Below are 24,852 nucleotides of genomic sequence, written 5' to 3'. Positions count from 1 at the left end.
CCTTTATCGAAGAGCGTGTCGGCTCGTTGCGCCACGACCATGGGTATTCAACCTTTCTCTGTTGTCATCCGCGCGTCGCCAGGCGCAGAAGATGCCCCCCGCCAACGGCGCAACAGGTTCCACGTAACCCACGCCAGCACCAACACGAACAACGCCAGTGCACCCAAACCCATCCAAGGTCGGCGCCAAAGTGCAAAACTCAGCTCCTGCCAAATCGACGCGTCCCCCACGGTATATCGATCGAACCATGACTGCGTGAAGATATCGTCGCGTCCCTGCCACCAAGCGACGTCCCCGCGTAACTGTCCCCAAACCGCCGGATCGACGAGCGCATCGGTCTGATTCTGCAGCCCGGATGGCTCGTCCGCCGTCAGTAGCGTGAGCGCGCCCGCCGAACGCCCAGGGAGCGCCGTCTGCAACAACAAGGCTCCCTCGCCCAACAGACCGCCCTGCAATACGTCCCAGATCGCGGTCGCCTGCACCGTCGGCCCTGCGGCCGACGCCCTCAGGGCAACCCCCTCCAGCCAGGTACCACCCCCCTTGCGCAACAAAGCACTCGGCTGCAGGTCAGGGGGCAAATCGGCCCATGCTCCCACCAATAAAACGTGATCATGATTCCAGCGGCCGTCCAGCCCCGCCTGCCAGTGAGCCTCGAGCCACGGGGATCCCTGCACCTGGGCGAGCTTGGCCGCCAACATCCAGGCTGCGGCCATCGCCTGGGGCTTCGGTTCCGCCACCACGACTGACGTACGCCTGCCCCACGCGACGCTGGCGTGCGGAAACGCGGCGCGCTGCCACAGCTCCAGATCGGGCAGTTGTGTCAGGCGGGCCGCTTGGGGCCATTCGATACGGGAGTCATCGAACAACGTCAAGCGTAGGTTGTCGGTTTGCAACCATTCGCACCGACCGCTACGGGTGGGCACCATGGACACGGCGAACGTCAACTCGTTGCGGCCGGAGCGAAAGACGGATATCGGCAGCGAGATGGCGTAATCCCGCATGTACCCGCCGTCAGGCTGCCGCAGCGCAACGGCGGTTTGAAACAGCCCATTGACGAAGACATTGATGACCGAGTCCTCGCGCAAACCGGCGCCGACCGCAAATCGCAGGCGCAGACGAGCACTCGACTCATCTGGCGAATAAAGGTCGGCGGGCAAAACCAGGGGCACGGTTAACTCACCAAAGCGGCCTTGCCACTGAACCGTGCGCACGCCCAATTGCGCGAACGTGACAGATTGTCCTGGCAGCACGCGATCCGCCCCCGGCGGCTCCGACAACGATGGCCACTGCAGGGCGGAGACGACGGCAGCCGACGCCCGCGGCAGCGGGGTGCGCATGAGCGCCAATGCGTGGAGCGCCTGATCGACTTCCTGTTCGGTCGCGCCGCTGACAACCAGGGCAAACCGCCCTGGGCGCTCCGGAAGAGGCCATAACGCCAGAAAAGGACCGCGAATACGCGCGTGCCAATTGGCCTCGAGCAGGGGCTGCAACGATGCCGCCGTGCCGATCAACACCGCATCGGCATCGGGCCACTCGGCACTGGCGACGCGCACGGGTGTGGTGCGATCTCCCGTGTCGCCACCGCCGGGTCTGGCCAATACAGAGCGAACCCTCAGTGGAACGTAAGCCAGCCGCAGGGCGGCCGCTTGCGCTGCCAAGCCCCCCCAGCGCAGCTGTTGCGTCACGGTGGCGCCAGGCGTCGCCACTAGCAGTGTCTGCGGTCCCCACAAGCGATTATCGAATACTGCACCCCACTCGGCCACGGTCGGCTGCCACTGGCGCAGCCCACCTTCGAGCTGAATCCACGATCGCTCGGTGTCGATCTCCGTCCACAGCTCAGGGGCAGAGGGGTCTTCGCACTCCATGGTGTAGTGCTGCGCGACCGCGAATGTCAATGCGTGGTAACCGGGCTTGACTTCGCGCAGCGGCAATGCGATTTGCGCCTCCAATTGGGGCAACCGCGGGTCTAGTGGCACCTGAGCCACAACTCGCCCACCTAGACGCACCTGTAGCTGGGATCGCCCCTGCAGAAGAGACAACGAATTCTTAGCCACCAAATGCAACACTGCGCGACGCACCTCCAGCCGCGTGGCAATGGGTAGGAATACCGTCGCCTGCCCGTCGGTGCCCCGCAACGTCAGTGGCCCTGGACTCGGCATAAACGCGCGCAACGGTGCCGCCAGCAGCGTCGCGTCGCGCGGTGCGGACGCCGCCGCAGCCGCCGCGACCACGGCCGCCGTCGGTTGTGCCGTAGGTTTCGCCCACCCAACCGTCGCTGCTAGGAGTGATACGCCAACGAGCCAGCACCGCCAGGCGATTGTTTTCTTCATGATCATGAAATGCTTTTTTGATAGACGAAAAAGCTCAATGAGCCAGGATCGGTTCAGCTATGCCTTGGCGTAACGCCACGTTCTTGTCGGCGAAGTATAAAGCGCAGCGCGCCTTGAACGCCTTCTCGACCCAGCTGCCACAGATGCGCCGCTGTGCCGGACCAACCGTGACGCACAAGAAACCAGGCTGCTGACAAAATGGGACGCTCCTGGGACTCTCGCTGCTGTCGGAACGCTACCCAGCGTCGGCTATCGCCGTAGCCGAGCGCGACGATGTCGCGCTGCATGGCAACCGATTCAGGTTCGAAATGCAATCCCATCTCCTGCCCCCTTATCCAAGCCACCCGAGTGGGTATCAAGATCGTCCGCTGCAACACATCGACGTGAACTTCGAGCGTCATCTCATCTCCATAGCGCCCAGCCACTGACTGATCCAAAATCAAGCGGCAGCCTGAAGCGGAAAGATCAGCGAACCGGGCGTTGACCTGCGCACCATTGCCCACCCACAAAGACGCTCGCGCATCCGAAGGCATACGGGGCGCGACACGGCGCTGCTGCCGCTCCAGCAAAACCCCCATAACGCCAGCGAGCAAAATCAGGTTGAAAATTTGCCATGCCACCGTGATAATTACGGTTTCACGCGCAGCCGGATCATTTATCCAACGCCAAGCCGCAAACCCCAGCGCCAAAAACCCGATAAGTATGAGCACATAAAACGGCCTCGCCAATTGAGAGATGAAAACCTGTTCTCGCTGCTCGCCCTTGGGAGTCACGAGAAACCGTGGTGATCGGGGATTGCGCAACACACGCCAAATACCAGAAGCCGCGTAGAAAGACTGTGCCAGCTCGTAGAGCTCCGAAATAAACGCCCAGCGCACACGCCCATATAGCACCTGATTGGTCAACAGGGCGGCAGCGAGATGAGGCAGGGCATAGGAAAAAAATTGTGCCAAATTGGCTTGATAGACATGCAAACCAAAAATCAGATACAAGGCAGGCGCGAGCATAAAAACCAAACGCGCCCATGGAAACAACCAGAAAAAAACACTATTGAAATAAGCCAAACGCTGCCACCAACGCAAACCCGGCAAAGTCAACGGATTGTGTATAAGCATGATTTGCATCATGCCCTGCGCCCAACGCACTCGTTGGGAGACGAAACTAGAATAAGTCTCAGGCTGCAGGCCCGCCACCATCGGGCGATCGATGTAGGCACTGCGCCAGCCGTTGGCGTGCAGCAACAGCGCAGCCTCGGCATCTTCCGTGATAGATTGCCCGGGCAACCCCCCGATCGACAACAAGGCTTTGCGCCGCAACACCGCCGCCGAACCACAAAAGAACGAAGCATCCCACGAATCCAGACCATGCTGAATGACGTGATAGAACATGTCATTTTCGCTGGGAATACGGCCAAACACCCGCCAGTTGTGTTCCAGTGGATCGGGGTTGACGAAAAAGTGGGGGGTTTGCACCAAGAATAGCTTTGGATCGGCGCAGAATGCGCCCACCGTGCGCTCCAAAAAGTCGACGGTTGGCACGTGGTCGGCATCGAAGACTGCCACGAGATCGCCATGGATGCGGGGCAAAGCAGCATTGATATTGCCCGCCTTGGCCCCGCGGTTGTCGTCCCGGGTCAAATACTGGACCCCCAACCGCTGACAAAGCGCGCGCAGGGTCTGCGCCCGCTCTTGCGCCGCCGCTGCACGCACAGGGTCCGGATCGTTGCAGCGCTGCCGGGTTCCACCGTCGTCCAATAAATAAACCGTGAGTTTTCCCGGGGCGTAGCGCATGTTTAGCGCGCCGAGCAACGTCGTCTCGAGCAACTCTGGACTTTCGTTGTAAGTGGGCACCAAGACATCGACCGTTGGCCAATCGGCAGGGTCTGCAGGCAACGGTACCGGCCGCCGCACCTTGGGATACACATTGACGAACAACCCCAAGGCGTAGATCGCGATGCCGTAGAGTTCCGCGGCAAACGAGGGTGTCAGGATTTTTGTGTGAGGGGCCTACCATGACGACTTCCAGGAGCCCCCATGCCACGCAAGAAGACCACCCCCGCCGCGAAGCCGGACGCCATTCTTCCCGACGAGCTGCTTGAGAAGCTGATCCCCGGACCGATGGACGCCGCCGGCGTCGAGGCCGTGTTCCAGAAGCTGAAGAAGGCCGTGATCGAGCGCGCCTTGGGGGCTGAGCTGGGCGTGCACTTGGCCAGCCCCGAGGGCGGCTGCGGGAACCATCGCAACGGCCGCAGCGGCAAGACCGTGCTGACCGACGGCGGGCCGCTGCGGATCGAGGTGCCCCGCGACCGGGCCGGCAGCTTCGAACCGCAGCTGATCCCGAAGCATGAGCGCCGGTTTGCCGGCTTTGACGACCGGATCATCTCGATGTATGCCCGCGGCATGTCGGTGCGCGAGATTCAGGGCCATCTGGCCGAGATGTACGCCATCGAGGTGTCAGCGGAGTTCATCAGCGCCGTCACCGACGCGGTGATGGCCGAGGTGGGGGCCTGGCAGGCCCGGCCGCTGGAGCCGATGTACCCGGTGGTGTTCTTCGATGCCCTGCGGGTGAAGATCCGCGAGGACGGCGTGGTGCGCAACAAGGCGGTGTATCTGGCCTTGGGCGTGCTGCCGGACGGGACCCGCGACATTCTGGGGCTTTGGATCGAGAACACCGAAGGCGCGAAGTTCTGGATGAAGGTGTTCAACGATCTCAAGACCCGCGGGGTCACGGACCTGCTGATCGGCGTGGCCGACGGCCTGAAGGGCCTGCCGGAGGCACTGGAGGCGGTGTTTCCGGCCACGACCCTGCAGACCTGCATCGTGCACCTGATCCGCAACAGCCTCGACTATGCGAGCTGGAAGGACCGTAAGGCGCTGGCCGCGGCGATCAAGCCGATCTACACCGCACCGAGCGCGGAGGCCGCCGAGCGCGCGCTGGACGCGTTCGAGGCAGGGCCGTGGGGCCAGCGCTTCCCGACCGTGGTCGCGGCCTGGCGGCGGGCGTGGAGCCGGGTGATCCCGTTCTTCGCGTTCCCGCCCGAAGTGCGGCGGATCATCTACACCACCAACGCCATCGAGAGCGTGCATTCGCGGTTACGCAAGATCATCAAGAGCCGCGGGCACTTCCCAAGCGACGAGGCGGCCACCAAGCTGATCTGGCTGGCCTTGCGCAACATCACCGCGGACTGGAAGCGGGCGAGCAAGGAGTGGAAATCGGCGATGAACCAGTTCGCGATACTATACGGCGACCGCTTCACCCTCGCACCACGCTGAACGACACGAGGACAGATTCAGAAACCGCCCCACACACAAAAAACAGGACATCCCCCGGCAAACAGTAGCACCGCCGCGACCCACGACAGCGGATCGTGAAAACCCAGTGTTTCCGTGGTGCGCCAAACGAGGTAGCGCGCTGTCACCCAGGCGGCAAGGCAGAGTACCACCAACCGCGCCAACGGCTTGTGCCGCGCCCACGGCTGCATGCAGGCGACCAAAACCACAACGCCCCACGCCAAAACCGCCTGAGTCGCCACGGGGACCGGGATCCATGCCAAGAACACCCAGACGAAGGCAAGTAAGACCCACGCCCAACCCCACGCGCGCCACGGCTCACGCGCCCACGGGTGGAACCCTTGTAATTTCATGGATCTCTTTGCGCTTCGGTGCTGGAACGATCGTTGACGTTTGGAAGACGACGATAGATTATCGGCCAGAAGCCCGACTTCTTTATGTCGACATCGCGGAAACATCCGGTGGCAGACCTCGGCCACCCCTTCAGACTCAATCCCCCAACAGCAACGCCGGCTCGTCGCTGCCGACCACCTGCTGCGCCCAGGCGCGCAGCTTGCGCGTGTCGCTGCGCAGCACCTGCTGCTTGACGGCCAGGATTTGCGTCGGGTGCATGGAAAAGCTGCGCAGGCCCAGCCCGAGCAGCAAGCGGGTCAGCGTGACGTCACCGGCCATTTCGCCGCAGACGCTGACCGGTTTGCCCGCCTCGCAGCAGGCGACGATGGTGTCGGCCACCAAGCGCAGCACCGCCGGGTGCAGCGGGTCGTACAGGTGCGCGACCGACTCATCCACACGGTCGATGGCCAGCGAGTACTGGATCAGGTCGTTGGTGCCGATGGACAAAAAGTCGAAGTGGCGCACGAACAGCCGCACGGCTAGCGCGGCGGCGGGCACTTCGATCATGGCGCCCACGCGCACGGGGCCGTAGACCGCGCCGCGGCGGTCGAGCTGCTCGCGTGCCTTGGTCAGCATGGCGTGTACCTGGCGGATTTCGCTCAGGTGCGCCAGCATCGGGATGAGCAGGTTGACCTTGCCGTGCGCGGCCGCGCGCAGGATGGCGCGCAGCTGGGTCAGAAACATCGCCGGCTCGGCCAGGCTCCAGCGGATGGCGCGCAACCCCAGCGCGGGGTTGAGGTGCTCGTCGCGCCGGTGGTGGTCCAGCGGCTTGTCCGCACCCACGTCCACGGTGCGGATGGTCACCGGCAGGCCGTGCATGCCCTCCACCGCGCGGCGATAGGCGTCGTACTGTTCCTCTTCGTCGGGCAGCTTGCCGCCCCGCCCCATGAACAGAAATTCGGTGCGAAAGAGGCCTACGCCGACCGCGCCGACCGACAACGCGGGCAAGGTGTCTTCGGGCTGCTCGATGTTGGCCAGCAGCTCGATGCGCTCGCCGTCCAGCGTCACGGCGGGGGTGTTTTTGATGCGCGCGAGCCGCTCACGCTCGATCACGCCCTGGCGCTGGCGGTAGCCGTACTCGGCCAGCACCATCGGCGTGGGGTTGACGATGAGCACGCCCGCATCGCCATCGACGATGACCCAGTCGTCTTGGCAAACGAGCTGGCTGGCGTGGCGCGCCCCCACCACGGCCGGGATGTCCAGGCTGCGCGCGACGATGGCGGTGTGGCTGGTCTTGCCACCGACGTCGGTGACGAAGCCGGCAAAGACGCTTTGCTTGAACTGCAGCATGTCCGCCGGCGACAGGTCGTGCGCCACCAGCACCAGGGGGTCGCCCTCCACCCCCGGGGTCGCGGCCGCCACCGGCGAGGCCACGCCGCGCATGGCGCGCAGCATGCGCTCGACGAGCTGCTCCAGATCCGCCTTGCGCTCGCGCAGGTAAGGATCGGCCATCTCGTCGAACTGCTTGGCCACCAGCTCCAGCTGCGCTGTCAGCGCCCACTCGGCGTTGTAGTGGCGCTCGGTCACCCAGTGCTTGACGCCTTCGTGCAGGTGCTCGTCCTGCAGCAGCATCAGGTGCACCTCCAGCAGCGCGGCCAGCTCGGTATGGGTCTCCATCGCTTCGGCCTGCGCCAGCCCTTGCTGCAAGCGACGAATCTCGTCCATCACCGCGTCACGCGCACCGCGCAAGCGGATCAGCTCGGCCTCCACTTGTTCGGGCGCGATGAAGTAGTGCGCCACGTCGATGCGGCTGGACGCCACCAGCACCGCACGCCCGATGGCCACCCCGCGCGAGACGGCCTGCCCGTGCAGCGTGAACGTCATTCCCCCTCCCCAAATTTGTCGTCGATGAGCGCCACGATGGCGTCCATGGCCGCCTGCTCGTCCGGGCCGTCGGTTTCGATCTCGACCGTACTGCCCAACCCGGCCGCCAGCATCATCACGCCCATGATGCTCTTGGCGTTGACGCGCCGCCCGTTGCGGCTGAGCCAGACCTCGCACGCAAACGAGCTGGCGAGCTTGGTGAGCTTGGCCGAGGCGCGGGCGTGCAGGCCGAGCTTATTGCTGATGGTCGCGGTGCGCTGGATCATGGGCAGGTCGGCGGGATTGGTTCTGGGGTGCGGTGGGCGACAGCGGCATCACGCCTTGCGTGCCCCCCAGCGTGGCGCGCGCCACCAGGGTATCGATGGGCTCGTGGCGGTAGGTCACGGCCCGCAGCAGCATCGGCAGATTCACGCCCGTGACCAGCCGCGTGTGCACGCCGTCGATGAGCTGGGCGGCGACGTTGCAGGGGGTGGCACCGAAGACGTCGGTCAACACCAGCGTATCGTCGGCCCCCTGCAGGGCGATCAGGTGCCGGGCTTGGGCCAGCGTCACCTCGGGCGGCTGGTGCGGCGGCACGTCCAGCGCGCTGACCGCCAGCGCTGCATCCGGAAAGACGTGCAACACACACTGCCGCAGGGCAGACGCCAGCGGTTCGTGGGCGATGACGAGGATGCCGTTCACAACCCGTGATTATGGGCGGGTTCAGCGCAGCGCGACGCCGCCGAAAAACAGCGCGTGCACCTCGGGCGGCAGGCTCGGCCCATAGAGCGCCATTTGCACCAGCCAGCGGCCGTTGCTGGCCCAGTGCAGCTCGGCCGCCACCGGCTGGCCATCCGGCCCTTGGCCGCTGCCGCGCCAGCAGCGCGACCAGGCGGCATCGCGCAGCGCACACGGCACGGCCTGCCAGCCCGCGGGCGCCGGCGCCGCGCCGGCATCGACGCGCAGCGTGGCCCAGCTGGCGCGCTGCCAGGTCTCGATCCAATCCATGGGCGGGGTCGAGGCCGCCGCCGCGCCCGCTGCCGGGGCATCGGGCAGCCGCACCGCCGCCACCGCGAAGGTCCGCCCCGCTGCCTGGCAACTGAGCATGTGCAGCGCCACGGGCGGCTGCTGCGGGCCGCGCAGCGGCACCTCGCGCGTGGCCCGTTCCGGCTTGCACGGCAGCGTTGCCTCCACCGGCGCCGCCTCGAAGCGCGCGGTGCGCCAGTCCAGCGCCGGGCTGCAGCCGGCGACGAACACGAAACCCATGGCCGCCCACACGACGGCGGCAGACGGCCTATCATGGCACCATTGCATACTCCGCATCCTACCCCAGAGGGCTACGCGCATGTCCACCCGCACCGATGACCAGTTGCCCGTCCCTGCATCGCTGCCCGACGCGGCGCGCGCCGCCGCCGCCCGTGGCGAGCCCTTGGTGGTCATGGTCACGCTCAAAGGTTGCGCGTTCTGCGACGTGGTGCGCCGCAGCCACCTGCTGCCCATGCTGCGCCGCGGAGAAGTCGCCGCAGTGCAGGTGGACATGCTGGACCGGCAAACGCCCATCGTCGGCTTCGACCAGCGCCCCACCACGGGCCAGGCGCTGGCGCGGCAATGGCGCATCGGCGTGGCGCCCACCTTGCTGTTCGTGGACGCCCAAGGGCGGGAACTGGCCGAACGCATGGAGGGCATGGGGCTGGCGGACTTTTACGGGCCTTACTTGGACGAGCGCTTACGCCAGGCGCGCCAGCGATTGGCGCCGCGCTAGTTCGGCACCCCGCGGGGAGCGGCTCAAACCCCCCCGTCTTCGCCCAACACCGCCGCGCACACGCGCGCCCGCCCGGCGCGCTTGGCCTCGTAGAGCTGCGCATCGGCCAAGCCCAGCAGGGTGGCGGCCTGCCAGCCTGGCTGCGCCGGACCGCGGCGCGTGGCCACACCCAGGCTGATGGTCAGCACGCCGCCTTCCGTCCCAAGCCGGTGCGGGATGGCCATGAGCCGCACGGCGTCCAGCAGTTGCCCGGCGAGCCGCACCGCATCGTCGGCGTCGGTGTCGGGCAGCAGGCAGACAAACTCCTCGCCGCCGTAGCGGGCCACCAGATCGGTGCCGCGGCGCACCGATTCGCGCAGGCAGGCCGCCACCCGGCGCAGCGCCTCGTCACCCGCTTGGTGGCCGACGTGGTCGTTGTAGGCCTTGAAATGGTCCACGTCCGCCAAAATCAGGCTCAGCGGCGTACCGTGGCGTTGCGCGCGCGCCCATTCCACGGCCAACCGCTCGTCGAACTGGCGCCGGTTGGCCACCCCTGTCAAGCCATCGACGAAGGCGAGCGAGCGCAGCAGGTCGGACTGAAATTTGAGCGTCAGGTGGGTGCGCACGCGCGCGCGCACCACGCTGGCGTTGATGGGCTTGGTGATGAAGTCGACCGCTCCCTCCTCCAAGCAGCGGGTCTCGATGTCTTCGCCAGTGTGCGCGGTGACGAACATCACCGGCATGTCGCGCGTCAGCGGATCGGCCCGCATGGCCTGCAAAACGGCAAAACCATCCATGTCTTCCATGACGATGTCGAGCAGCATCAGGTCGGGCTGCTGTTCGCGCGCCACCTTCAGGGCTTGGGCACCGCTGGTGGCCATGAAGAGCTGGTAGTCACCGCCGAGCGCGCGGTGCAGCACCTGCAGGTGCACGCGCTGGTCGTCCACCAGCAGCACGCGCGGCTTGCGCACGGGCCAAGCGGTCGTGATGGCGTCAGGTGGCATCGGACTCTCCTGGTGCGCTGGCGAGCAGCGCCTGTGCCGCGGCAGCTGCGGCCTCGAAATCCATGGCCTCCATCGCCTGATGCAGCGGCGCCCAACGCGCATCCTGCGCCACGGCGGGGTCGGCCAGCAGCTGGTCGTGCAGGTCTAGCGCTTCCATGTCGCTGGCCTGCAGCAGCGTGTACAGGCGCTGCAGCGACTCGCGCCAGCGCGCGGGATCGGCGTCGGCCCCGGCGCGCGTGGCCTCGGCCCCAGACTCGGGTGGCACCAGGCCGCGCGCAACCAGCTCGGCCAGCACGCGCGGCAGGGCCTCGGCCGTGGCCTGCAGCGCCTGCGCGAGCGCCGGCCACCAGGGCGGCACCACGGCCGGCACGGCCCCGGCCCCATCGGCCAGTGCCGCCTTGACGGCGCGCTCGGCCTGGGCGGCCACGTCCGCCAGCGGCTGCGCGCCGATGGTGGCCGCCGTGCCCTTGAGCGTGTGCAGGGCCGCGGCCAGGGCACCGTCGGGGGACTGACTCAGGCGGGTCTGCAGGTCCGCCTGCGTGTGCGGCAGCCCTTGCAGGAAGCTACGCGCGATGCGCTGGTACAGGCGCGGATCGCCCCCTAGGCGCTCCAGCGCCGCCGGGACGTCCACCCAATCGGCGTCGGGCCAGGGCGCGTGCACGGCCGCGGCGTCGGTTGCTCCGGCGGCGGACGGCGTCTCCGGGGGGGCAGCGTCTTCGTCAGCCCCGTCCAGCGATGCGCGCACCGCGTGCGGCGCCCACCGCAGCAGCACCTGCACCAGTTGATCGATGGCAAAGGGCTTGCCCACGTGGTCGTTCATGCCCGCAGCCAGGCACGCCTCGCGGTCGCTGGCCATGGCGTTGGCGGTCATGGCCACGATGGGCAAGTCGGTCAAGCCGAGCTGGTGCCGGATGGCTTGGGTCGCCTGCAGCCCGTCCATGACGGGCATTTGCATGTCCATCAGCACCACGTCCCAACCGTCGGGGCGCGCACGCAGCTGGTCCAGCGCCGCCTGTCCGTGGTCGGCCACCGATACCCGCGCGCCTTCGCGTTGCAACAGCTCGCGCGCCACTTGCTGGTTGATCGGGTTGTCCTCCACCAGCAGGATGCGCATGCCCGCCAGCCGCCGGGTGCCTTGGATGGGGGCCTGCTGGGGCGCGGGCCCCGCCTGCTGGGCGCGCGCCATGCGCACCGCCTCCAGCAACATCGACGCCGTGACCGGTTTGACCAAGAAGCCGTCGAGCGCGGCCTGCCGCTGCGCCGGCACCTGCGCCAGCACGTCGCGGCCGCTGGCGGTGACCATCACCACCGCCGAGCGCTGCGCCGGCGGCAGGGTCGTGCGCAACCGCTCGGCCAGGGTCAGGCCGTCCATGCCGGGCAGCGACCAGTCGACGAAGATCGCGTCGTACGGCGCGTCGGCGGCGCGCACGCGCTGCAGCGCGGCCTCGGCATCGGCCACCGCGTCGCACTGCCAGCCGAGCTGCTGCACCGTGTGGCACAGCAGCTCGCGCGCCAGCGGGTGGTCATCCACCACCAGGCAGCGCAGCGACTGCAGCTCGGGCGGCACGCCTTCCGCAGCCAGCGCCGCGGGCACCTCGCGCGCCACCCCTAACTCGACCTCGAAGGCAAACGTGCTGCCCTGCCCGGGCGTGCTGTCGACGGTGATGTCGCCCCCCATCATCTGCACCAGCCGGCGGCTGATGGCCAGCCCCAGCCCGGTGCCGCCAAAGCGCCGCGTGGTGGAACTTTCGGCCTGCGTGAAGGCGGAAAACAACCGCGCCTGTGCCTCGGGCGCGATGCAGATGCCGGTGTCGATGACGGCGATGCGCAGCCGCACGCGCTGCGATCCGTCGGGATCGGTGTGCCGCTGCAGCAGCCGTGCCCGTACGGTGACGCTGCCCGCGGCGGTGAATTTGATGGCGTTGCCGGCCAGATTGATGAGCACCTGCTGCAGGCGCATCGCGTCGCCCACCAGCACGCGCGGGATGGCGGGGTCCAGGTCGAACAGCAGCTCCAGCCGTTTGCCCTTGAGGCTGGCGGCCATGATGGTGGCCACGTCGCGCCACAGCCGGTCGATGGCGAACGGCTCGGGGTCGAGCTCGAGTTTGCCGGCCTCGATCTTGGAAAAGTCCAGAATGTCGTTGAGGATGCCCAACACCGACTTGGCGGCGGACTCGGCCTTTTCCGCATAGTCGCGCTGGCGCGCGTCCAGCGCCGTGCCCAGCAGCAGCTGCAGCATACCCAGCACCGCGTTCATGGGGGTGCGGATTTCGTGGCTCATGTTGGCCACGAACTGGCTCTTGGCCTGGCTGGCCTCCTCGGCTGCGCGGCGGGCGTTTTCCAGCTCGGTGACGTCGTAGCGCAGCCCGACGTGTAGCCCGGCCGGCGTGATGCGCTCCACGATGCGCAGCGCTCGCCCGTCCTCGAGCCGCACCACACGGTCGGTGGTGCCGGTGCGAAACTCGGCCAGTCGCCGCGCGAGCCATGCCTCGGCGTCCAGGCCGCCCAGGTCGATGCCACCACGCTGAACCCCGGTGCGAATGAAGGTCTCGAACGGCACGCCGGGCTGGAGGATGTCGGCCAGCGCCGCGTGCATGTAGTAGAAGCGCTCATTGGCCCACAGCAGGTGCTCGTCCATGTCGAACACGCACAGGGCGGCGCCCGCCGCGTCGAGCGCGCTCTCGAGCAACTGACGCGCCGACTCGGCCTCGCTGCGTGCACGCTCCAATTCGGTGATGTCGATGCAAAAACCGACGATATACCCTTCCGGCGTGCGCCGCTCGACGATGCGGATGACGCGCCCGCTGGCCAGGCGCTGCACCAGGCTGGATACCCCGCTGCGGTGCTGCGCCAGCCGCTCGGCCACCCACTCCTCGACGCGCCCGACCGCCGCCGGGTACTCGCCGCGCTCGGCCCCGTAGCGGATGATTTCCTCGAACGTGCGTCCCGGCTCCATCAGAGGCGCCGCGATGGGGTAGATCTGGCGGTAGGTCTCGTTGCAGTAGACGAGGCGATCGTCCGGGTCGTAGAGCACGAAGCCCTCGTCGATGGTGTCGATGGCGCTGCGCAGCAGCCGCTCGGCGCGCTGTGCGTGCTCCTCGGCGGCCTTGACGTCGCTGATGTCCAGGTTGGCCCCATAGAGCGCGCGGGCGCGTCCGCTGGCATCGCGCTCGAACGCCTCGGCACGCGTGCGCACCCACACCCAGCGGCCGTCGCGGTGGCGCATGCGCAGCGTGGCCTCGAACGCCTCGCTCATGCCCTCGACATAGGCCTGCAGCGCCAGCTGCACGCCGGGCAGATCGTCGGGGTGCACGCGCTCGGCCCAGGTGGCCATGCCGATGAACGGGGGACCGCCTGGCTCACCCAGTATCGCCCACCAACGCGCATCGACCTCGGCGTCGCCCGTGTCCGGATCCAGCACCCAGGTGCCCGCACCCGTGGCGCGCACCAGGTTGTCCAGCCGCTGCTGCGCCGCGCGCCGTTGCGCCTCGGCCTCCTTGCGCGCGGTGATGTCGAAGCGGATCGACAAATAGCGCTCGATCTGCCCCTGCGCGTCGAACAGCGGCGCGACGATGCTGTCGACCCAATAAAGCCGCCCATCCTTGGCGCGGTTGCAGATTTCGCCGCGCCAGGCACGGCCGCTGGCGATCGTCGTCCAGAAATCGTGCCAGAACGCCGCGTCGTGGTGGCCCGAGTTGATGATGCGGTGTGGCGCGCCGATGAGCTCGTCGCGCGTGTAGCCGCTGATGGCGCAAAAGGCCTCGTTGGCGTCGACGATGGTGCCGTCCGGCGCCGCTTGGCTGACGATGGCGTGTTGGCGCACGGTGTCCATCAGCGTCTGGGCCTCTTGCAGCGCCACGCGCAGGCGCTCCTCGCTGCGCACCCGTTCGGTGATGTCGATCTCCACCGCCATGAAGCCGGTGCAGGTGCCCGTCTCGTCGCGCAGGGGCACCAGCTCGACGTTGATCCAATATTCGCGCCCGTCCTTGGCGCGGTTGAGGATGTCGACCTCGCACGGCTCGGCGCGCTGCACCGCCTCGCGCAAGCGGGCCACGGCGGCCGGATCGGTGCGCTCGCACTGCAGCAGCTTACCCGGTACCTGGCCGCGCAGCTCGTCCAGCGTGTAGCCGGTCAGCGCCTCGCACGCCGCGTTGACCCAGGTCACGCGCCCCGCGCGGTCGGTGAAGATGATCGCATTGTGGGTGTAGCGCGCCACCAGCGACAGGCGCTGCACGTCGCTGCGCAGCGCCTCCAGACGTTCGTGCTCGGCACGGCGCAGGCGAAAGGCGGCCAGCGTCGCCCAGCCTGCCAGCAGGCCGATGGGCAAGGCACCCACGGCAATGAGCGCCGACGCGACCGGCCACCATTGCCGCTCCAACGCCGGGGTGCTGCGCACGCCCAGCACGTATTCGCGCTGGCCGACGGTAAGGGTGCGCTGCACCGCGGCGTCGGCAGCACCTTGCCAATACGCGCGATCACTCAGCAGCGCCTCGGGCCCATGACCGTCGGAATCGTGCAATGCCACGCCGCGGCGGCCATCGTCAGGTGGTACGGGCTGGCCTGGTGCGGCCACAGCCAGGGTTGGCGACGCCTTGGGATCCACCCAGTGCCAGTCGTATTTGGGGTTGAGCAGGCCCGCGTCGCGAACCAGCTCGGCCGCCGGCACACCGGTGACGATGAAGCCGCGCAACTGCCGCCAGCGCTCGGGCACACTGGCAGGAGTCCACCCGCCCTCATAGACTGGCATCACCAGCAACAGGCCGTACTCGAGCCGCTCGGTATTGGCCAATCGCACCGGCGCCGTCACGGCCCAGTCGCCCGTGACGACCGCACGCTGCATGGCCTCCCAGCGCACGGGGTCGCTCGCGATATCCAGTCCGATCAAACGCTCCTGCCCCGAGGGCTCGATGCAGTCGATGATGAAGCGGTCGCGCTCGGGGTCGGGGTCGGGCCGCAAACGCCGGTATTGCACGTCCACCGGCAATCCCCGCGTGCGCGCCTCGGCCAGCCAGTCGTCCACGGCCGCGGGTGCCACGCGGCGCGCGAAGGCCAGACCACTGGCGGCCGGATTGGCGTGCAACCAGGCACGCGTGGCCAGCAGGAGGGCGCCATAGCGTTCGAAGGCACTGTCCAGCCGCCGCTCGGCCAAGTCCATCTCGTGTTGCAGCTGTTGCTGCAGATCGTCTTGCGCGCGCTGGTACAGCCATGTGGAGATGGCCGCGGCCAGCACCCACACCAGCAACACGGCCAGTGCCGCCATCCAGGCAGCACCGCGCTGCACCGGCTGCCCCGTCATCGGCGGCGGCGCGTTGGGGTGCGATCGGCTCTCCATCGTCAACAGCTCCTGCTCAACGCGGCGGGTTCGCAACCTCGGGTCACGGCACCACGCGCGCCAGCTCGGCCGCGAGCCGCTCGGCATCGAGCGGCTTGGCCACGTAGCCATCCGCCCCCGCATCGAGCAGGCGGCGGCGGTCCTCGGGCAGGTCGTAGGCCGTGACCATGATGACCGGGGTGTGGCGCCGGCCGGCGCGCTCCAGCGCGCGCAGCTCGGCCAGCGCCTCCAGCCCGCCCATGTCGGGCATGGTCACATCGAGCAACATCACGTCGAAGGCCTGCGTCTGCAGGGCCTGCAACGCCTGCCGGCCACCGTTGACCAACACGCCACTGTGGCCCATGTCACGCAGCAAGCGCGCGGCGATGCGTAGGTTGAGGGGGTTGTCGTCAGCGACCAAAACGCGCAAGGGTCGGGCCATGGGTGCTTTATAACGAGAATGCCGTGTGTGCACCCTATTGTGAGGCCAAAATCGACGCTGTCGAACTTTTACCGCCGCGGCACGCTCCCATACCCGCAGGGGCAGGCGCTCGCCGACACCGCGCTTGCCGTGGTCTCATCCCCAGGCCCCGCCCCTGATACCGACGCTGACGAACACCGACGCTAACGAACGAAGGAATGACACCGATGACCCCACGATGGCGACCCTGGCTGCTGACCGCCCCCGTATGGCTGGCGGTGGGCGCCTCCCTGAGCTTGGGCGGCTGTGGCGCCGCCGAACGCGCACCGCAGTCCACCTTCCGACTGCTCGACGGCAGCACGCTGACGAGCGCCGACCTGGCCGGGCGCGTGTTGCTGGTCAACTTCTGGGCCACCACGTGCGTGAGCTGCGTCAAGGAGATGCCACAACTGGTCGAGCTGTACCGGCGCTACCACGCGCGCGGCTTCGAGACGGTGGCGGTGGCGATGAGCTATGACCCGCCGGAGTGGGTGGCCAACTTCACCCGCACGCGGCAACTGCCGTTCAAGGTGGCGCTCGATACCGATGGCAGCCTGGCGCGTGACTGGGGGGAGGTCAAACTGACCCCCACCACTTACATCGTGGACCGGCAGGGCCGCATCGTCAAGCGCTACGTGGGCGAGCCCGACTTCAACGCGCTAGCCGCCTTGCTGGAAAAACTCCTGGCGCAAGGATGAGCGCGGATCCGTCGAAGCGATGCGTCGCCGGGCGAGGCGGGGCGTGGGCGGGCACTAAGCCCGCCCCCGATGCCTCTGCGCGTTACTCCCGGTAGGCGTCGTGGCACGCCTTGCAGGTGGCCGCAGCGTCGCCGAAGGTCTTTTTGATCGCGTCCAGGTTGCCCGTGCGGGCGGCCGCGTCCAGGTCGGCGACGGCTTTCATCATCTTGTCCGCACCGGCGCGCACCTTGTCCATCTCCATCCAGGCTTCGGGCTTGGTGCGGCTTTTGATTTTTTCGGTGTCCGGCGTGAACCCCTGCCACGGCAACTTGGCCATCGTGGCCACGATGGCGGCGTTTTCCTGCGCGGCTTTGGCGTCGAACGGCACGCGCCCCTGCACCATGGCGCCGATGCGGCTGAAGTGCGCGCCCATCACGTTGAACGCCGACTGGCGGTAACGGACCGCGTCCTCAGGCTTTTGAAACTGCGCGTGCGCCGCACCACTGAGCGCGAGCGCCGCCACGGCCAACAGAAGTCGATGCTGCATGAGAACACCTCCTGGTGTAGAGTTGGGGGAATCCTCAGTGTATGCGAATGTGCCGAACTCTGCCATGACAACGCCCGCCGAGACCGTACCCGTGCGCGTGTGGGATCTGCCCACGCGACTGTTTCACTGGCTGCTGGTGCTGGCCGTGGTGGGGCTGGTCATCACCGGTAACCTGGGCGGCAACTGGATGACCTGGCACCAGCGCTTGGGCTATGCAGTGCTGGCGCTGTTGATCTTTCGCGTGCTGTGGGGGCTGGTGGGCGGGCGTTGGTCGCGCTTCGTCGCCTTTCTGTATGGCCCAGGGTCGCTGTGGGCCTACCTGCGCGGCCGCGGCGACCCGCTGTGGTCGGTGGGGCATTCGCCGTTGGGGGCGCTGTCGGTCTTTGCATTGTTGACGGTGCTCGCGGTGCAAGTGGGCACCGGGCTGATCAGCGACGACGAGATCGCCTTCGTCGGTCCACTGGCGCGCTTCGTGTCGTCAGAGACGGCGTACGCCGCCACGGCCTACCACAAGCAATGGGGCAAGCTGCTGGTGCTGGGGCTGGTGGTGCTGCACGTGGCCGCCATCGTCGTGTACCGGCTGCGGGCGCAATCCCTGGTGCCGCCCATGATCCACGGCGACAAGCCGCTGCCGCCGGGCACCCCCGCCAGCGCCGATGGCTGGCGCGAGCGGCTGCGGGCCCTGGCCGTGGCGGCCGTCAGCGTCGCCGTCACCGTTTGGATCGTTTCGTTGGGCGCTGCCTAGGGTCGCCTGTCCTGCATCGCACGCGCCACCCAGGCACCGCGCTTGGCTCTATCATCGCGGCATGAACGAGGCATCCGACCCGCCGCCGTGTGGTGACGCGGCCGCCGAACCGGACATTCGCTTGTGGGTGGCACCGCAAGGCCCGGCGCTCGACGCGGTGCGCACGCTATTTTTGGAGTATCAGGACGACATCGGCATCGATTTGGGCTTCCAGGGCTTTGCCGAGGAGCTGGCCACGCTGCCAGGTGTCTACGCGCCGCCGCAGGGCGCACTGGTGTTGGCCACGGTCGATGGCGAGCCGGCCGGCTGCTGCGCGATGCGCCCCCTGCTGGAGAGCGACCACGGCAACGCCTGCGAGATGAAGCGGCTGTTCGTGCGTCGGCCGTTTCGGGGCTTTGGGCTGGGGCGGCAGCTGGCCGAACGGATCGTGCTGTTGGCCGAGCAGGCGGGCTACGACTGCATGCTGCTCGACACCTTGCGCGACATGGAGGCAGCGCGCGCGCTCTACCACGAGCTGGGGTTTGAGGAAATCCCGCCTTACTACCACAACCCGTTGCCGGGCGCGCACTACCTCAAGCTGCGGCTTGGAGCCGACGCGCCTGGGCCAGCAACGTATCGGCGTCGCTGACCGCAAACTCGCCCGGCCCCTCGACGTTGAGCGTGCGCACCACGCCGTCTTGGACCAACATCGAGTACCGGTTGCTGCGCAACCCCAGGCCGCGGGCGGTCAGATCCAGCGTCAGCCCCGTGGCGCGGGCGAACGCCGCACTGCCGTCGGCCAGCATGCGTATCTTGCCAGCGCACCCCTGGTCCCGGGCCCACGCGCCCATGACGAACACATCGTTGACGCTGACGCACCAAATTTCGTCCACGCCAGCCGCGCGCAGCTCGTCGTAGCGCTGCAGATACCCTGGCACGTGCTGCGCCGAGCAAGTGGGCGTGAACGCGCCAGGCACGGCAAAGAGCGCGATCGTCTTGCCCGCCGCTTCGGCGCGCACGGGTACGGGGCGCGGGCCGATGCTGCAGCCCTCGCCTTCGGTCTCGACGAACTCCATCAGCGTCACGTCGGGCAGGGTATCACCCACTTGGATCATGGAAAACCTCCTCGCTAAGTAAAAAAGGACGACCGCATTGTCGGTCGTCCCCTTTGCCCTGACAACAGGGCAGGATTTCCGGGCCGGCGCCGCGCTGGGCGTCAGACCTCGGAGGCCTTTTGCACCAGGCGCGTGGCCACCCAGTTTTTGGTTTTGGACAGCGGACGGCTCTCGGTGATCTCGACGATGTCGCCCAGCTTGTACTCGCCGTTTTCGTCGTGGGCGTGGTACTTGCTCGACTTGATCACGATCTTGTCGTAGAGCTCGTGCTTGACGCGGCGCTCGACCAGCACGGTGATGGTCTTGGCGCGCTTGTCGCTGACCACCTTGCCAATCAGCGTACGCTTGACTTTGGTTTGCGTCATGGTGGTCTCTCCTTACTGGCCGGCGGCCGCCAGCTTTTCGGCCAGGATGGTCTTGGCGCGCGCGATGGCGCGGCGGGTTTGCCGCAGCGCCGCGGTGTTGGCCAACTGCTGCGTGGCCTTTTGCATGCGCAGGTTGAAGTGGGCCTTTTGCAGCGACTGGATTTCGGCCTGCAGGGCGGCGACGTCTTTTTGGCGCAGTTCAGCGGATTTCATGGTCGGCTCCTCCTCACTGGCCCAACATGCGGGTCACGAACGTGGTGCGCAGCGGCAGCTTGGCCGCGGCGAGCTGGAACGCCTCACGGGCGAGCTGCTCGGGCACGCCGACGATCTCGTACAGCACCTTGCCGGGCTGGATCTCGGCGACGTAGAACTCCACGTTGCCCTTGCCGTTGCCCATGCGGACCTCGGCCGGCTTTTTCGTGATGGGCTTGTCCGGGAAGACGCGGATCCAAATCCGTCCCCCCCGCTTGACGTGGCGCGAGATGGCGCGACGCGCCGCCTCGATCTGGCGCGCGGTCAGGCGGCCGCGGTCGGTGGCCTTGAGGCCGAAATCACCGAACACCACCGTGGTGCCGCTGGTGGCGACTCCGGTGTTGCGGCCCTTGTGTTCCTTGCGGAATTTGCGACGGGCTGGTTGCAACATGTTTATTCTCCTTTGCCGTCCGCTGCTGCAGATGCGGGTGCGTCGGACCGAACGCGCTTAACGGCGGGTTGTGCAGTGGCCTCGGCGGGCTTGTCGCTGCCGTCGGCCGGTGCGGCATTGCTGCCACGGCGGGCGCTGCCACGGGCCGGGCGCGCGCCGTCGCGGCGCGGGCCGCGCGGACGGCGCTCGTCGTCGGGGCGCGGCGTGCTGTCGAGCGACGGCACGTCGTTGCGGCCCAGGTTGTCACCCTTGTAGACCCAGACCTTGACACCGATGGTGCCATACGTGGTCTTGGCCACCGAGGTGCCGTAGTCGATGTCGGCGCGCAGCGTGTGCAGCGGCACGCGACCTTCGCGGTACCACTCGGTGCGCGCGATCTCGATGCCGTTCAAGCGGCCCGACGACATGATCTTGACGCCCTGCGCGCCCAGGCGCATGGCGTTCTGCATCGCGCGCTTCATCGCGCGGCGGAACATGATGCGCTTCTCCAGCTGCTGGGTGATGCTGTCGGCGATGAGCTGCGCGTCGACTTCGGGCTTGCGGATTTCCTCGATGTTGACGGCCACCGGCACGCCCAGCATCGCGGCCAGATCCTTCTTCAGGCGCTCGATGTCCTCGCCCTTCTTGCCAATCACCACACCCGGGCGTGCCGAGTGGATGGTGATGCGGGCGTTCTTGGCGGGACGCTCGATGACGATGCGCGAGACGGCGGCGTTCTTGAGCTTGTCACGCAGGTATTGGCGCACCTTGATGTCGTCGGCCAACATGCCGGCGAACTCGCGGTTGCTGGCGTACCAGCGGCTGGCCCAGTTGCGGCTGACGGACAGGCGGAAGCCGGTCGGATGGATTTTCTGTCCCATGGTCTTCCTTTCCTGGTCAGTTGCCGACGGTCACGTAGATGTGACAGGTGGGCTTGCTGATGCGGTTGCCGCGGCCTTTGGCGCGCGCCGTGAAGCGCTTGAGCGTGGTGCCTTGCTCGACGTGGATGGTCTTGACCTTCAGCTCGTCGATGTCGGCACCGTCGTTGTGCTCGGCGTTGGCGATGGCCGACAGCAACGCCTTTTTGATGATGCCGGCGGCTTTCTTGGGCGTGAAGGTCAGGATCTGCAGCGCCTGATCCACCTTCTTGCCGCGGATCAGGTCGGCGACCAGCCGGCCTTTGTCGGCCGACAGGCGAACGCCGCGAACGATACAGCGGGTTTCCATGGATGCAATCCTCACTTCTTGGCTTTCTTGTCGCCGGGGTGGCCCTTGAACGAGCGCGTCAGCGAAAACTCACCCAGCTTGTGGCCGACCATCTGCTCGGTCACGTACACCGGCACGTGTTGCTTGCCGTTGTGCACGGCGATCGTCAAGCCGATGAACTCGGGCAGGATCGTCGAGCGCCGCGACCAGGTCTTGATGGGCTTTTTGTCCTTGGCAGCCAGCGCCTTCTCGACCTTGGCCATCAGGTGATGGTCAACGAAGGGACCTTTTTTCAGAGAACGGGACATGGCTCAACCCTTTACTTCTTGCGGCGCGACACGATCATGTTTTGCGTGCGGCGGTTGTGGCGGGTGCGGTAACCCTTGGTCAGGTTGCCCCACGGATCCACCGGCGGCTTGCCGGTACCGGTGCGGCCCTCACCACCACCGTGCGGGTGGTCGATCGGGTTCATCGCCACGCCACGCACCGTCGGGCGGATGCCCATGTGGCGCTTGACACCGGCCTTGCCGAGCTGGCGCAGGCTGTGCTCGGGGTTAGAGACCTCACCGATGGTGGCGCGGCAGTCCACGTGCACCTTGCGCACTTCGCCCGAACGCAGACGCACCTGGGCATAGACACCCTCACGCGCCAGCAGCACGGCCGAAGCGCCCGCCGAGCGCGCCAGCTGCGCGCCCTTGCCGGGCTTGAGCTCGATGCAGTGGATGGTCGAACCCACCGGGATGTTGCGGATCGGCAACGTGTTGCCGACACGGATCGGCGACTCGGCACCACTGACGAGGGTCTGGCCGACCTCGATGCCACGCGGCGCGATGATGTAGCGACGCTCGCCATCGGCATAGCACAGCAGCGCGATGTGCGCGGTGCGGTTCGGGTCGTACTCCAGGCGCTCCACCTTGGCCGGGATACCGTCCTTGTTGCGACGGAAGTCCACGATGCGGTAGTGGTGCTTGGCGCCGCCACCCTTGTGGCGCACGGTGATGTGGCCGTTGTTGTTTCGGCCCGCCGTCTTGGCCAGCGGCTCCAGCAGCGGCGCGTAGGCAGGGCCCTTGTACAGGTTTTCGCGCGTGACCTTGACCATGCCGCGACGGCCTGGCGAGGTCGGCTTCATCTTGATGACTGCCATGATGTCAGATCCCTTCAGCGCCGAACTGGATCTCCTGACCGGCGGCCAGGGTCACATAGGCCTTGCGCACGTGGTCGCGGCGACCGATGGTCTTGCCGAAGCGCTTGACCTTGCCTTTTTGGTTCAGCACGTTGACGTCCTGAACCTTGACGTTGAACAGCAGCTCCACCGCGGCCTTGATCTCGGGCTTGCTGGCATTGCGCAGCACCTTGAACAGAACCGTGTTGGAGTTCTCGCCCACGCGGGTGGCCTTCTCCGAGATGATCGGCGCCACCAGCACCTGCATCAGGCGACCTTGGTCGAACTTGGGCTGGCTCATGCGAACATCTCCTTGATCTGGTCCAGCGCACCCTTGGTGACGAGCACCTTCTTGAAGTGCACCAGCGACACCGGGTCGGCGTAGCGCGGCTCGACCACCAGCACGTTGGGCAGGTTGCGCGACGCCAGGTAGAGGTTTTCGTCGATCTCGTCGGCGATGATGAGCGCCGAGTTCAGGTTCATGGCCTTGAGCTTGCTGGCCAGCAGCTTGGTCTTGGGCGCTTCGACCTTGATCGAATCGACCACCGACAGCCGCCCTTCACGCACGAGCTGCGAGAAGATGGACGCCATGCCAGCGCGGTACATCTTCTTGTTGAGCTTTTGGCTGAAGTTTTCGTTGGGGCTGCTCGGGAAGATCTTGCCGCCCCCGCGCCACAGCGGCGACGAGGTCATACCGGCACGCGCATTGCCCGTGCCCTTTTGACGGAACGGCTTCTTGGTGGAGTGCTTGACAGCGCCGCGGTCCTTTTGCGCGCGCGTGCCTTGGCGGGCGTTGGCCTGATAGGCCACCACCAGCTGGTGCACCAGCGCTTCGTTGAATTCGCGACCAAACACGGTCTCGGGCACCTCGACGGTGGAGGCGGCCTGACCCTGGTCGTTGAGGAGTTCGACTTGCATCCGTGCGCTCCTTACTTGGCGGCCTTGACGGCCGGACGGACGGTCACGAAGCCGCCCTTGGCACCGGGAACGGCCCCCTTGATCAGGAGCAGTTGGCGTTCGGCATCGACGCGCACCACGTCGAGATTCTGGGTGGTGACGGTGTCGCAGCCCATGTGCCCGGTCATGCGCTTGCCCGGGAACACGCGGCCCGGATCTTGCGCCATCGAGATGGAGCCCGGCACGTTGTGCGAACGGCTGTTGCCGTGCGAGGCGCGCTGCGAACCGAAGTTGTGGCGCTTGATGGTGCCCGCGAAGCCCTTACCGATGGTCGTGCCTTGCACGTCCACCTTTTGACCCGGCTGGAACAGCTCGGCCACGGGGATGACGGCGCCCGGGGTGAACTTCGCCGCGACCTCGGCGCTGACGCGGAATTCCTGAAGGATTTCACCGGCTTCGACACCGGCCTTGGCATAGTGACCCGCCATCGGCTTGGTCACGCGCGAGGCGCGCCGCTTGCCAAACGCCACCTGCAGGGCGTCATAGCCATCGACGGCCTGGGTCTTGACTTGCGCCACCCGGTTGTTCGACACATCGACCACCGTGACGGGCACTGCGTCCCCGTCTTCGGTGAACAGACGCATCATGCCCACCTTGCGGCCCAACAACCCGAGAGAGTTGCTCAGACTCATGGTTTTCTCCGTTCCCGACTGCAATTGGCCGGGTCTGATGGCCCACTCCAGCCGCATCGCCAAGCTGCGATGCCCCGCTGGCAGCGGGCAGGTTACAGGTTTTCCTCGCCCAAAAAGGACGAAGCCCGCAACTATACCGTGCGGGCTTGCGTTCGTCAAGCGCTTCGCGCAGCGCTCGACACTGGCGTGCATCACTGCAGCTTGATTTCGACGTCCACGCCAGCGGGCAGATCCAGCTTCATGAGCGCGTCGACGGTCTTGTCGGTCGGATCGACGATGTCCATCAGGCGCTGGTGGGTGCGGATCTCGAACTGGTCGCGGCTGGTCTTGTTGACGTGCGGCGAGCGCAGGATGTCGAAGCGCTTCATGCGCGTCGGCAGCGGCACGGGGCCGCGCACGATGGCGCCGGTGCGCTTGGCGGTATCGACGATCTCGGCCGCCGAGGCGTCGATCAGCTTGTAGTCGAACGCCTTGAGGCGGATGCGGATCTTTTGCTTGTTCATGGGGGCCAGC

Annotated in this window: 27 protein-coding genes; 5 read left to right on the top strand and 22 right to left on the bottom strand. The window is 66.9% G+C overall.

The features are described 5' to 3' along the window. Positions 1-47: 47 nt before the first annotated feature. Positions 48-2,336, bottom strand: coding sequence for a cellulose biosynthesis cyclic di-GMP-binding regulatory protein BcsB (locus tag ACPYIS_RS04770; protein WP_424859890.1), 2,289 nt, complete (start codon positions 2,334-2,336; stop codon positions 48-50). Positions 2,337-2,383: 47 nt separating this feature from the next. Beyond that, a complete protein-coding gene (gene bcsA / locus ACPYIS_RS04765) occupies positions 2,384-4,318 on the bottom strand; it encodes a UDP-forming cellulose synthase catalytic subunit (protein ID WP_425974102.1) in 1,935 nt (644 codons plus the stop codon). A gap of 45 nt (positions 4,319-4,363) precedes the next feature. On the opposite strand from bcsA, the gene ACPYIS_RS04760 reads away from it, so the two are divergent. Further along, a complete protein-coding gene (locus tag ACPYIS_RS04760; RefSeq protein ID WP_132963481.1) occupies positions 4,364-5,602 on the top strand; it encodes an IS256 family transposase in 1,239 nt (412 codons plus the stop codon). 507 nt (positions 5,603-6,109) lie between these two features. Here ACPYIS_RS04760 and ptsP read toward each other — a convergent pair. The 4 genes from ptsP to ACPYIS_RS04740 are packed head-to-tail and all read right to left on the bottom strand — an operon-like array spanning position 6,110 to position 9,130. Continuing rightward, a complete protein-coding gene (gene ptsP / locus ACPYIS_RS04755; protein ID WP_424859892.1) occupies positions 6,110-7,837 on the bottom strand; it encodes a phosphoenolpyruvate--protein phosphotransferase in 1,728 nt (575 codons plus the stop codon). Next, entirely contained in the window at positions 7,834-8,103 is a 270-nt protein-coding gene (locus tag ACPYIS_RS04750; protein ID WP_058615903.1) for an HPr family phosphocarrier protein, read from the bottom strand. Before ACPYIS_RS04750 ends, ptsP begins: the two co-directional genes overlap by 4 nt. Beyond that, entirely contained in the window at positions 8,072-8,518 is a 447-nt protein-coding gene (locus ACPYIS_RS04745; RefSeq protein ID WP_058615902.1) for a PTS sugar transporter subunit IIA, read from the bottom strand. The genes ACPYIS_RS04750 and ACPYIS_RS04745 overlap by 32 nt, the downstream gene beginning before the upstream one ends. A 21-nt stretch (positions 8,519-8,539) precedes the next feature. Then, positions 8,540-9,130, bottom strand: coding sequence for a hypothetical protein (locus ACPYIS_RS04740; protein WP_153004436.1), 591 nt, complete (start codon positions 9,128-9,130; stop codon positions 8,540-8,542). A 31-nt stretch (positions 9,131-9,161) separates the two neighbouring features. Here ACPYIS_RS04740 and ACPYIS_RS04735 point away from each other — a divergent pair, with 31 nt between their 5' ends. Beyond that, on the top strand, positions 9,162-9,578 hold the full coding sequence (locus tag ACPYIS_RS04735; RefSeq protein ID WP_058615900.1) for a thioredoxin family protein: 417 nt from the start codon (positions 9,162-9,164) through the stop codon (positions 9,576-9,578). A 23-nt stretch (positions 9,579-9,601) separates the two neighbouring features. Here ACPYIS_RS04735 and ACPYIS_RS04730 read toward each other — a convergent pair whose 3' ends face one another. From ACPYIS_RS04730 to ACPYIS_RS04720, 3 genes are read right to left on the bottom strand one after another with little or no spacing between them, the layout of a single operon-like run. Continuing rightward, positions 9,602-10,561: a diguanylate cyclase gene (locus ACPYIS_RS04730; protein ID WP_299021949.1), complete on the bottom strand. Its 960-nt coding sequence runs from the start codon at positions 10,559-10,561 to the stop codon at positions 9,602-9,604. Further along, entirely contained in the window at positions 10,551-15,893 is a 5,343-nt protein-coding gene (locus ACPYIS_RS04725; protein ID WP_425973920.1) for a PAS domain S-box protein, read from the bottom strand. Before ACPYIS_RS04725 ends, ACPYIS_RS04730 begins: the two co-directional genes overlap by 11 nt. 43 nt (positions 15,894-15,936) lie before the next feature. After that, complete coding sequence (locus ACPYIS_RS04720) at positions 15,937-16,314, bottom strand: response regulator (protein ID WP_058615897.1); 378 nt, start codon at positions 16,312-16,314, stop codon at positions 15,937-15,939. Positions 16,315-16,520: 206 nt separating this feature from the next. Between ACPYIS_RS04720 and ACPYIS_RS04715 the strand changes: the two genes are divergently transcribed. Continuing rightward, positions 16,521-17,030, top strand: coding sequence for a TlpA disulfide reductase family protein (locus ACPYIS_RS04715; RefSeq protein WP_424895013.1), 510 nt, complete (start codon positions 16,521-16,523; stop codon positions 17,028-17,030). Positions 17,031-17,112: 82 nt separating this feature from the next. Here ACPYIS_RS04715 and ACPYIS_RS04710 read toward each other — a convergent pair whose 3' ends face one another. Further along, a complete protein-coding gene (locus ACPYIS_RS04710; RefSeq protein WP_058615895.1) occupies positions 17,113-17,556 on the bottom strand; it encodes a c-type cytochrome in 444 nt (147 codons plus the stop codon). A gap of 64 nt (positions 17,557-17,620) precedes the next feature. Between ACPYIS_RS04710 and ACPYIS_RS04705 the strand changes: the two genes are divergently transcribed. Together ACPYIS_RS04705 and ACPYIS_RS04700 are read left to right on the top strand one after the other, a co-directional pair. Then, positions 17,621-18,301 (top strand): cytochrome b/b6 domain-containing protein, encoded by a 681-nt coding sequence (locus ACPYIS_RS04705; RefSeq protein WP_424895014.1) that lies wholly within the window; start codon positions 17,621-17,623, stop codon positions 18,299-18,301. 61 nt (positions 18,302-18,362) lie between these two features. Continuing rightward, entirely contained in the window at positions 18,363-18,929 is a 567-nt protein-coding gene (locus ACPYIS_RS04700) for a GNAT family N-acetyltransferase (protein ID WP_424895015.1), read from the top strand. On the opposite strand, the gene ACPYIS_RS04695 is transcribed toward ACPYIS_RS04700, so the two are convergent. From ACPYIS_RS04695 to rpsJ, 12 genes are all read right to left on the bottom strand, one after another. Further along, positions 18,874-19,395 (bottom strand): peroxiredoxin, encoded by a 522-nt coding sequence (locus tag ACPYIS_RS04695; RefSeq protein WP_058615892.1) that lies wholly within the window; start codon positions 19,393-19,395, stop codon positions 18,874-18,876. The two genes, ACPYIS_RS04700 and ACPYIS_RS04695, sit on opposite strands and share 56 nt — an antisense overlap. A 101-nt stretch (positions 19,396-19,496) precedes the next feature. Continuing rightward, a complete protein-coding gene (rpsQ, locus tag ACPYIS_RS04690; protein WP_424859896.1) occupies positions 19,497-19,760 on the bottom strand; it encodes a 30S ribosomal protein S17 in 264 nt (87 codons plus the stop codon). A gap of 12 nt (positions 19,761-19,772) precedes the next feature. Beyond that, on the bottom strand, positions 19,773-19,973 hold the full coding sequence (rpmC, locus tag ACPYIS_RS04685; RefSeq protein WP_314227453.1) for a 50S ribosomal protein L29: 201 nt from the start codon (positions 19,971-19,973) through the stop codon (positions 19,773-19,775). A gap of 13 nt (positions 19,974-19,986) precedes the next feature. Continuing rightward, positions 19,987-20,403: a 50S ribosomal protein L16 gene (rplP, locus tag ACPYIS_RS04680; RefSeq protein ID WP_424859897.1), complete on the bottom strand. Its 417-nt coding sequence runs from the start codon at positions 20,401-20,403 to the stop codon at positions 19,987-19,989. Positions 20,404-20,405: 2 nt separating this feature from the next. Then, a complete protein-coding gene (gene rpsC, locus ACPYIS_RS04675) occupies positions 20,406-21,263 on the bottom strand; it encodes a 30S ribosomal protein S3 (RefSeq protein ID WP_424859898.1) in 858 nt (285 codons plus the stop codon). A 16-nt stretch (positions 21,264-21,279) separates the two neighbouring features. Further along, positions 21,280-21,609, bottom strand: coding sequence for a 50S ribosomal protein L22 (gene rplV, locus ACPYIS_RS04670; RefSeq protein ID WP_043700961.1), 330 nt, complete (start codon positions 21,607-21,609; stop codon positions 21,280-21,282). A gap of 11 nt (positions 21,610-21,620) precedes the next feature. Next, positions 21,621-21,896 (bottom strand): 30S ribosomal protein S19, encoded by a 276-nt coding sequence (gene rpsS / locus ACPYIS_RS04665; RefSeq protein WP_424859900.1) that lies wholly within the window; start codon positions 21,894-21,896, stop codon positions 21,621-21,623. Positions 21,897-21,907: 11 nt separating this feature from the next. Next, positions 21,908-22,732, bottom strand: coding sequence for a 50S ribosomal protein L2 (gene rplB / locus ACPYIS_RS04660; RefSeq protein ID WP_424895016.1), 825 nt, complete (start codon positions 22,730-22,732; stop codon positions 21,908-21,910). Between the two features lie 4 nt (positions 22,733-22,736). Beyond that, entirely contained in the window at positions 22,737-23,051 is a 315-nt protein-coding gene (gene rplW, locus ACPYIS_RS04655) for a 50S ribosomal protein L23 (protein WP_314227459.1), read from the bottom strand. Further along, positions 23,048-23,668 (bottom strand): 50S ribosomal protein L4, encoded by a 621-nt coding sequence (gene rplD, locus ACPYIS_RS04650; protein WP_424859902.1) that lies wholly within the window; start codon positions 23,666-23,668, stop codon positions 23,048-23,050. The genes rplW and rplD overlap by 4 nt, the downstream gene beginning before the upstream one ends. Positions 23,669-23,679: 11 nt before the next feature. Beyond that, positions 23,680-24,339 (bottom strand): 50S ribosomal protein L3, encoded by a 660-nt coding sequence (rplC, locus tag ACPYIS_RS04645; RefSeq protein ID WP_424859903.1) that lies wholly within the window; start codon positions 24,337-24,339, stop codon positions 23,680-23,682. Positions 24,340-24,530: 191 nt separating this feature from the next. Then, positions 24,531-24,842 carry a 30S ribosomal protein S10 gene (gene rpsJ, locus ACPYIS_RS04640; RefSeq protein ID WP_144329495.1) on the bottom strand — a complete coding sequence of 104 codons (312 nt, stop codon included), beginning with the start codon at positions 24,840-24,842 and terminating at the stop codon, positions 24,531-24,533. Between the last annotated feature and the right edge of the window lie 10 nt (positions 24,843-24,852).

It is taken from the genome of Tepidimonas sp. HKU78 (assembly GCF_049860815.1).
Taxonomy (GTDB): Bacteria; Pseudomonadota; Gammaproteobacteria; order Burkholderiales; family Burkholderiaceae_C; genus Tepidimonas.
Note: the sequence above shows the minus strand (reverse complement) of the source record. Positions and strands in the feature narration are given on the sequence as shown.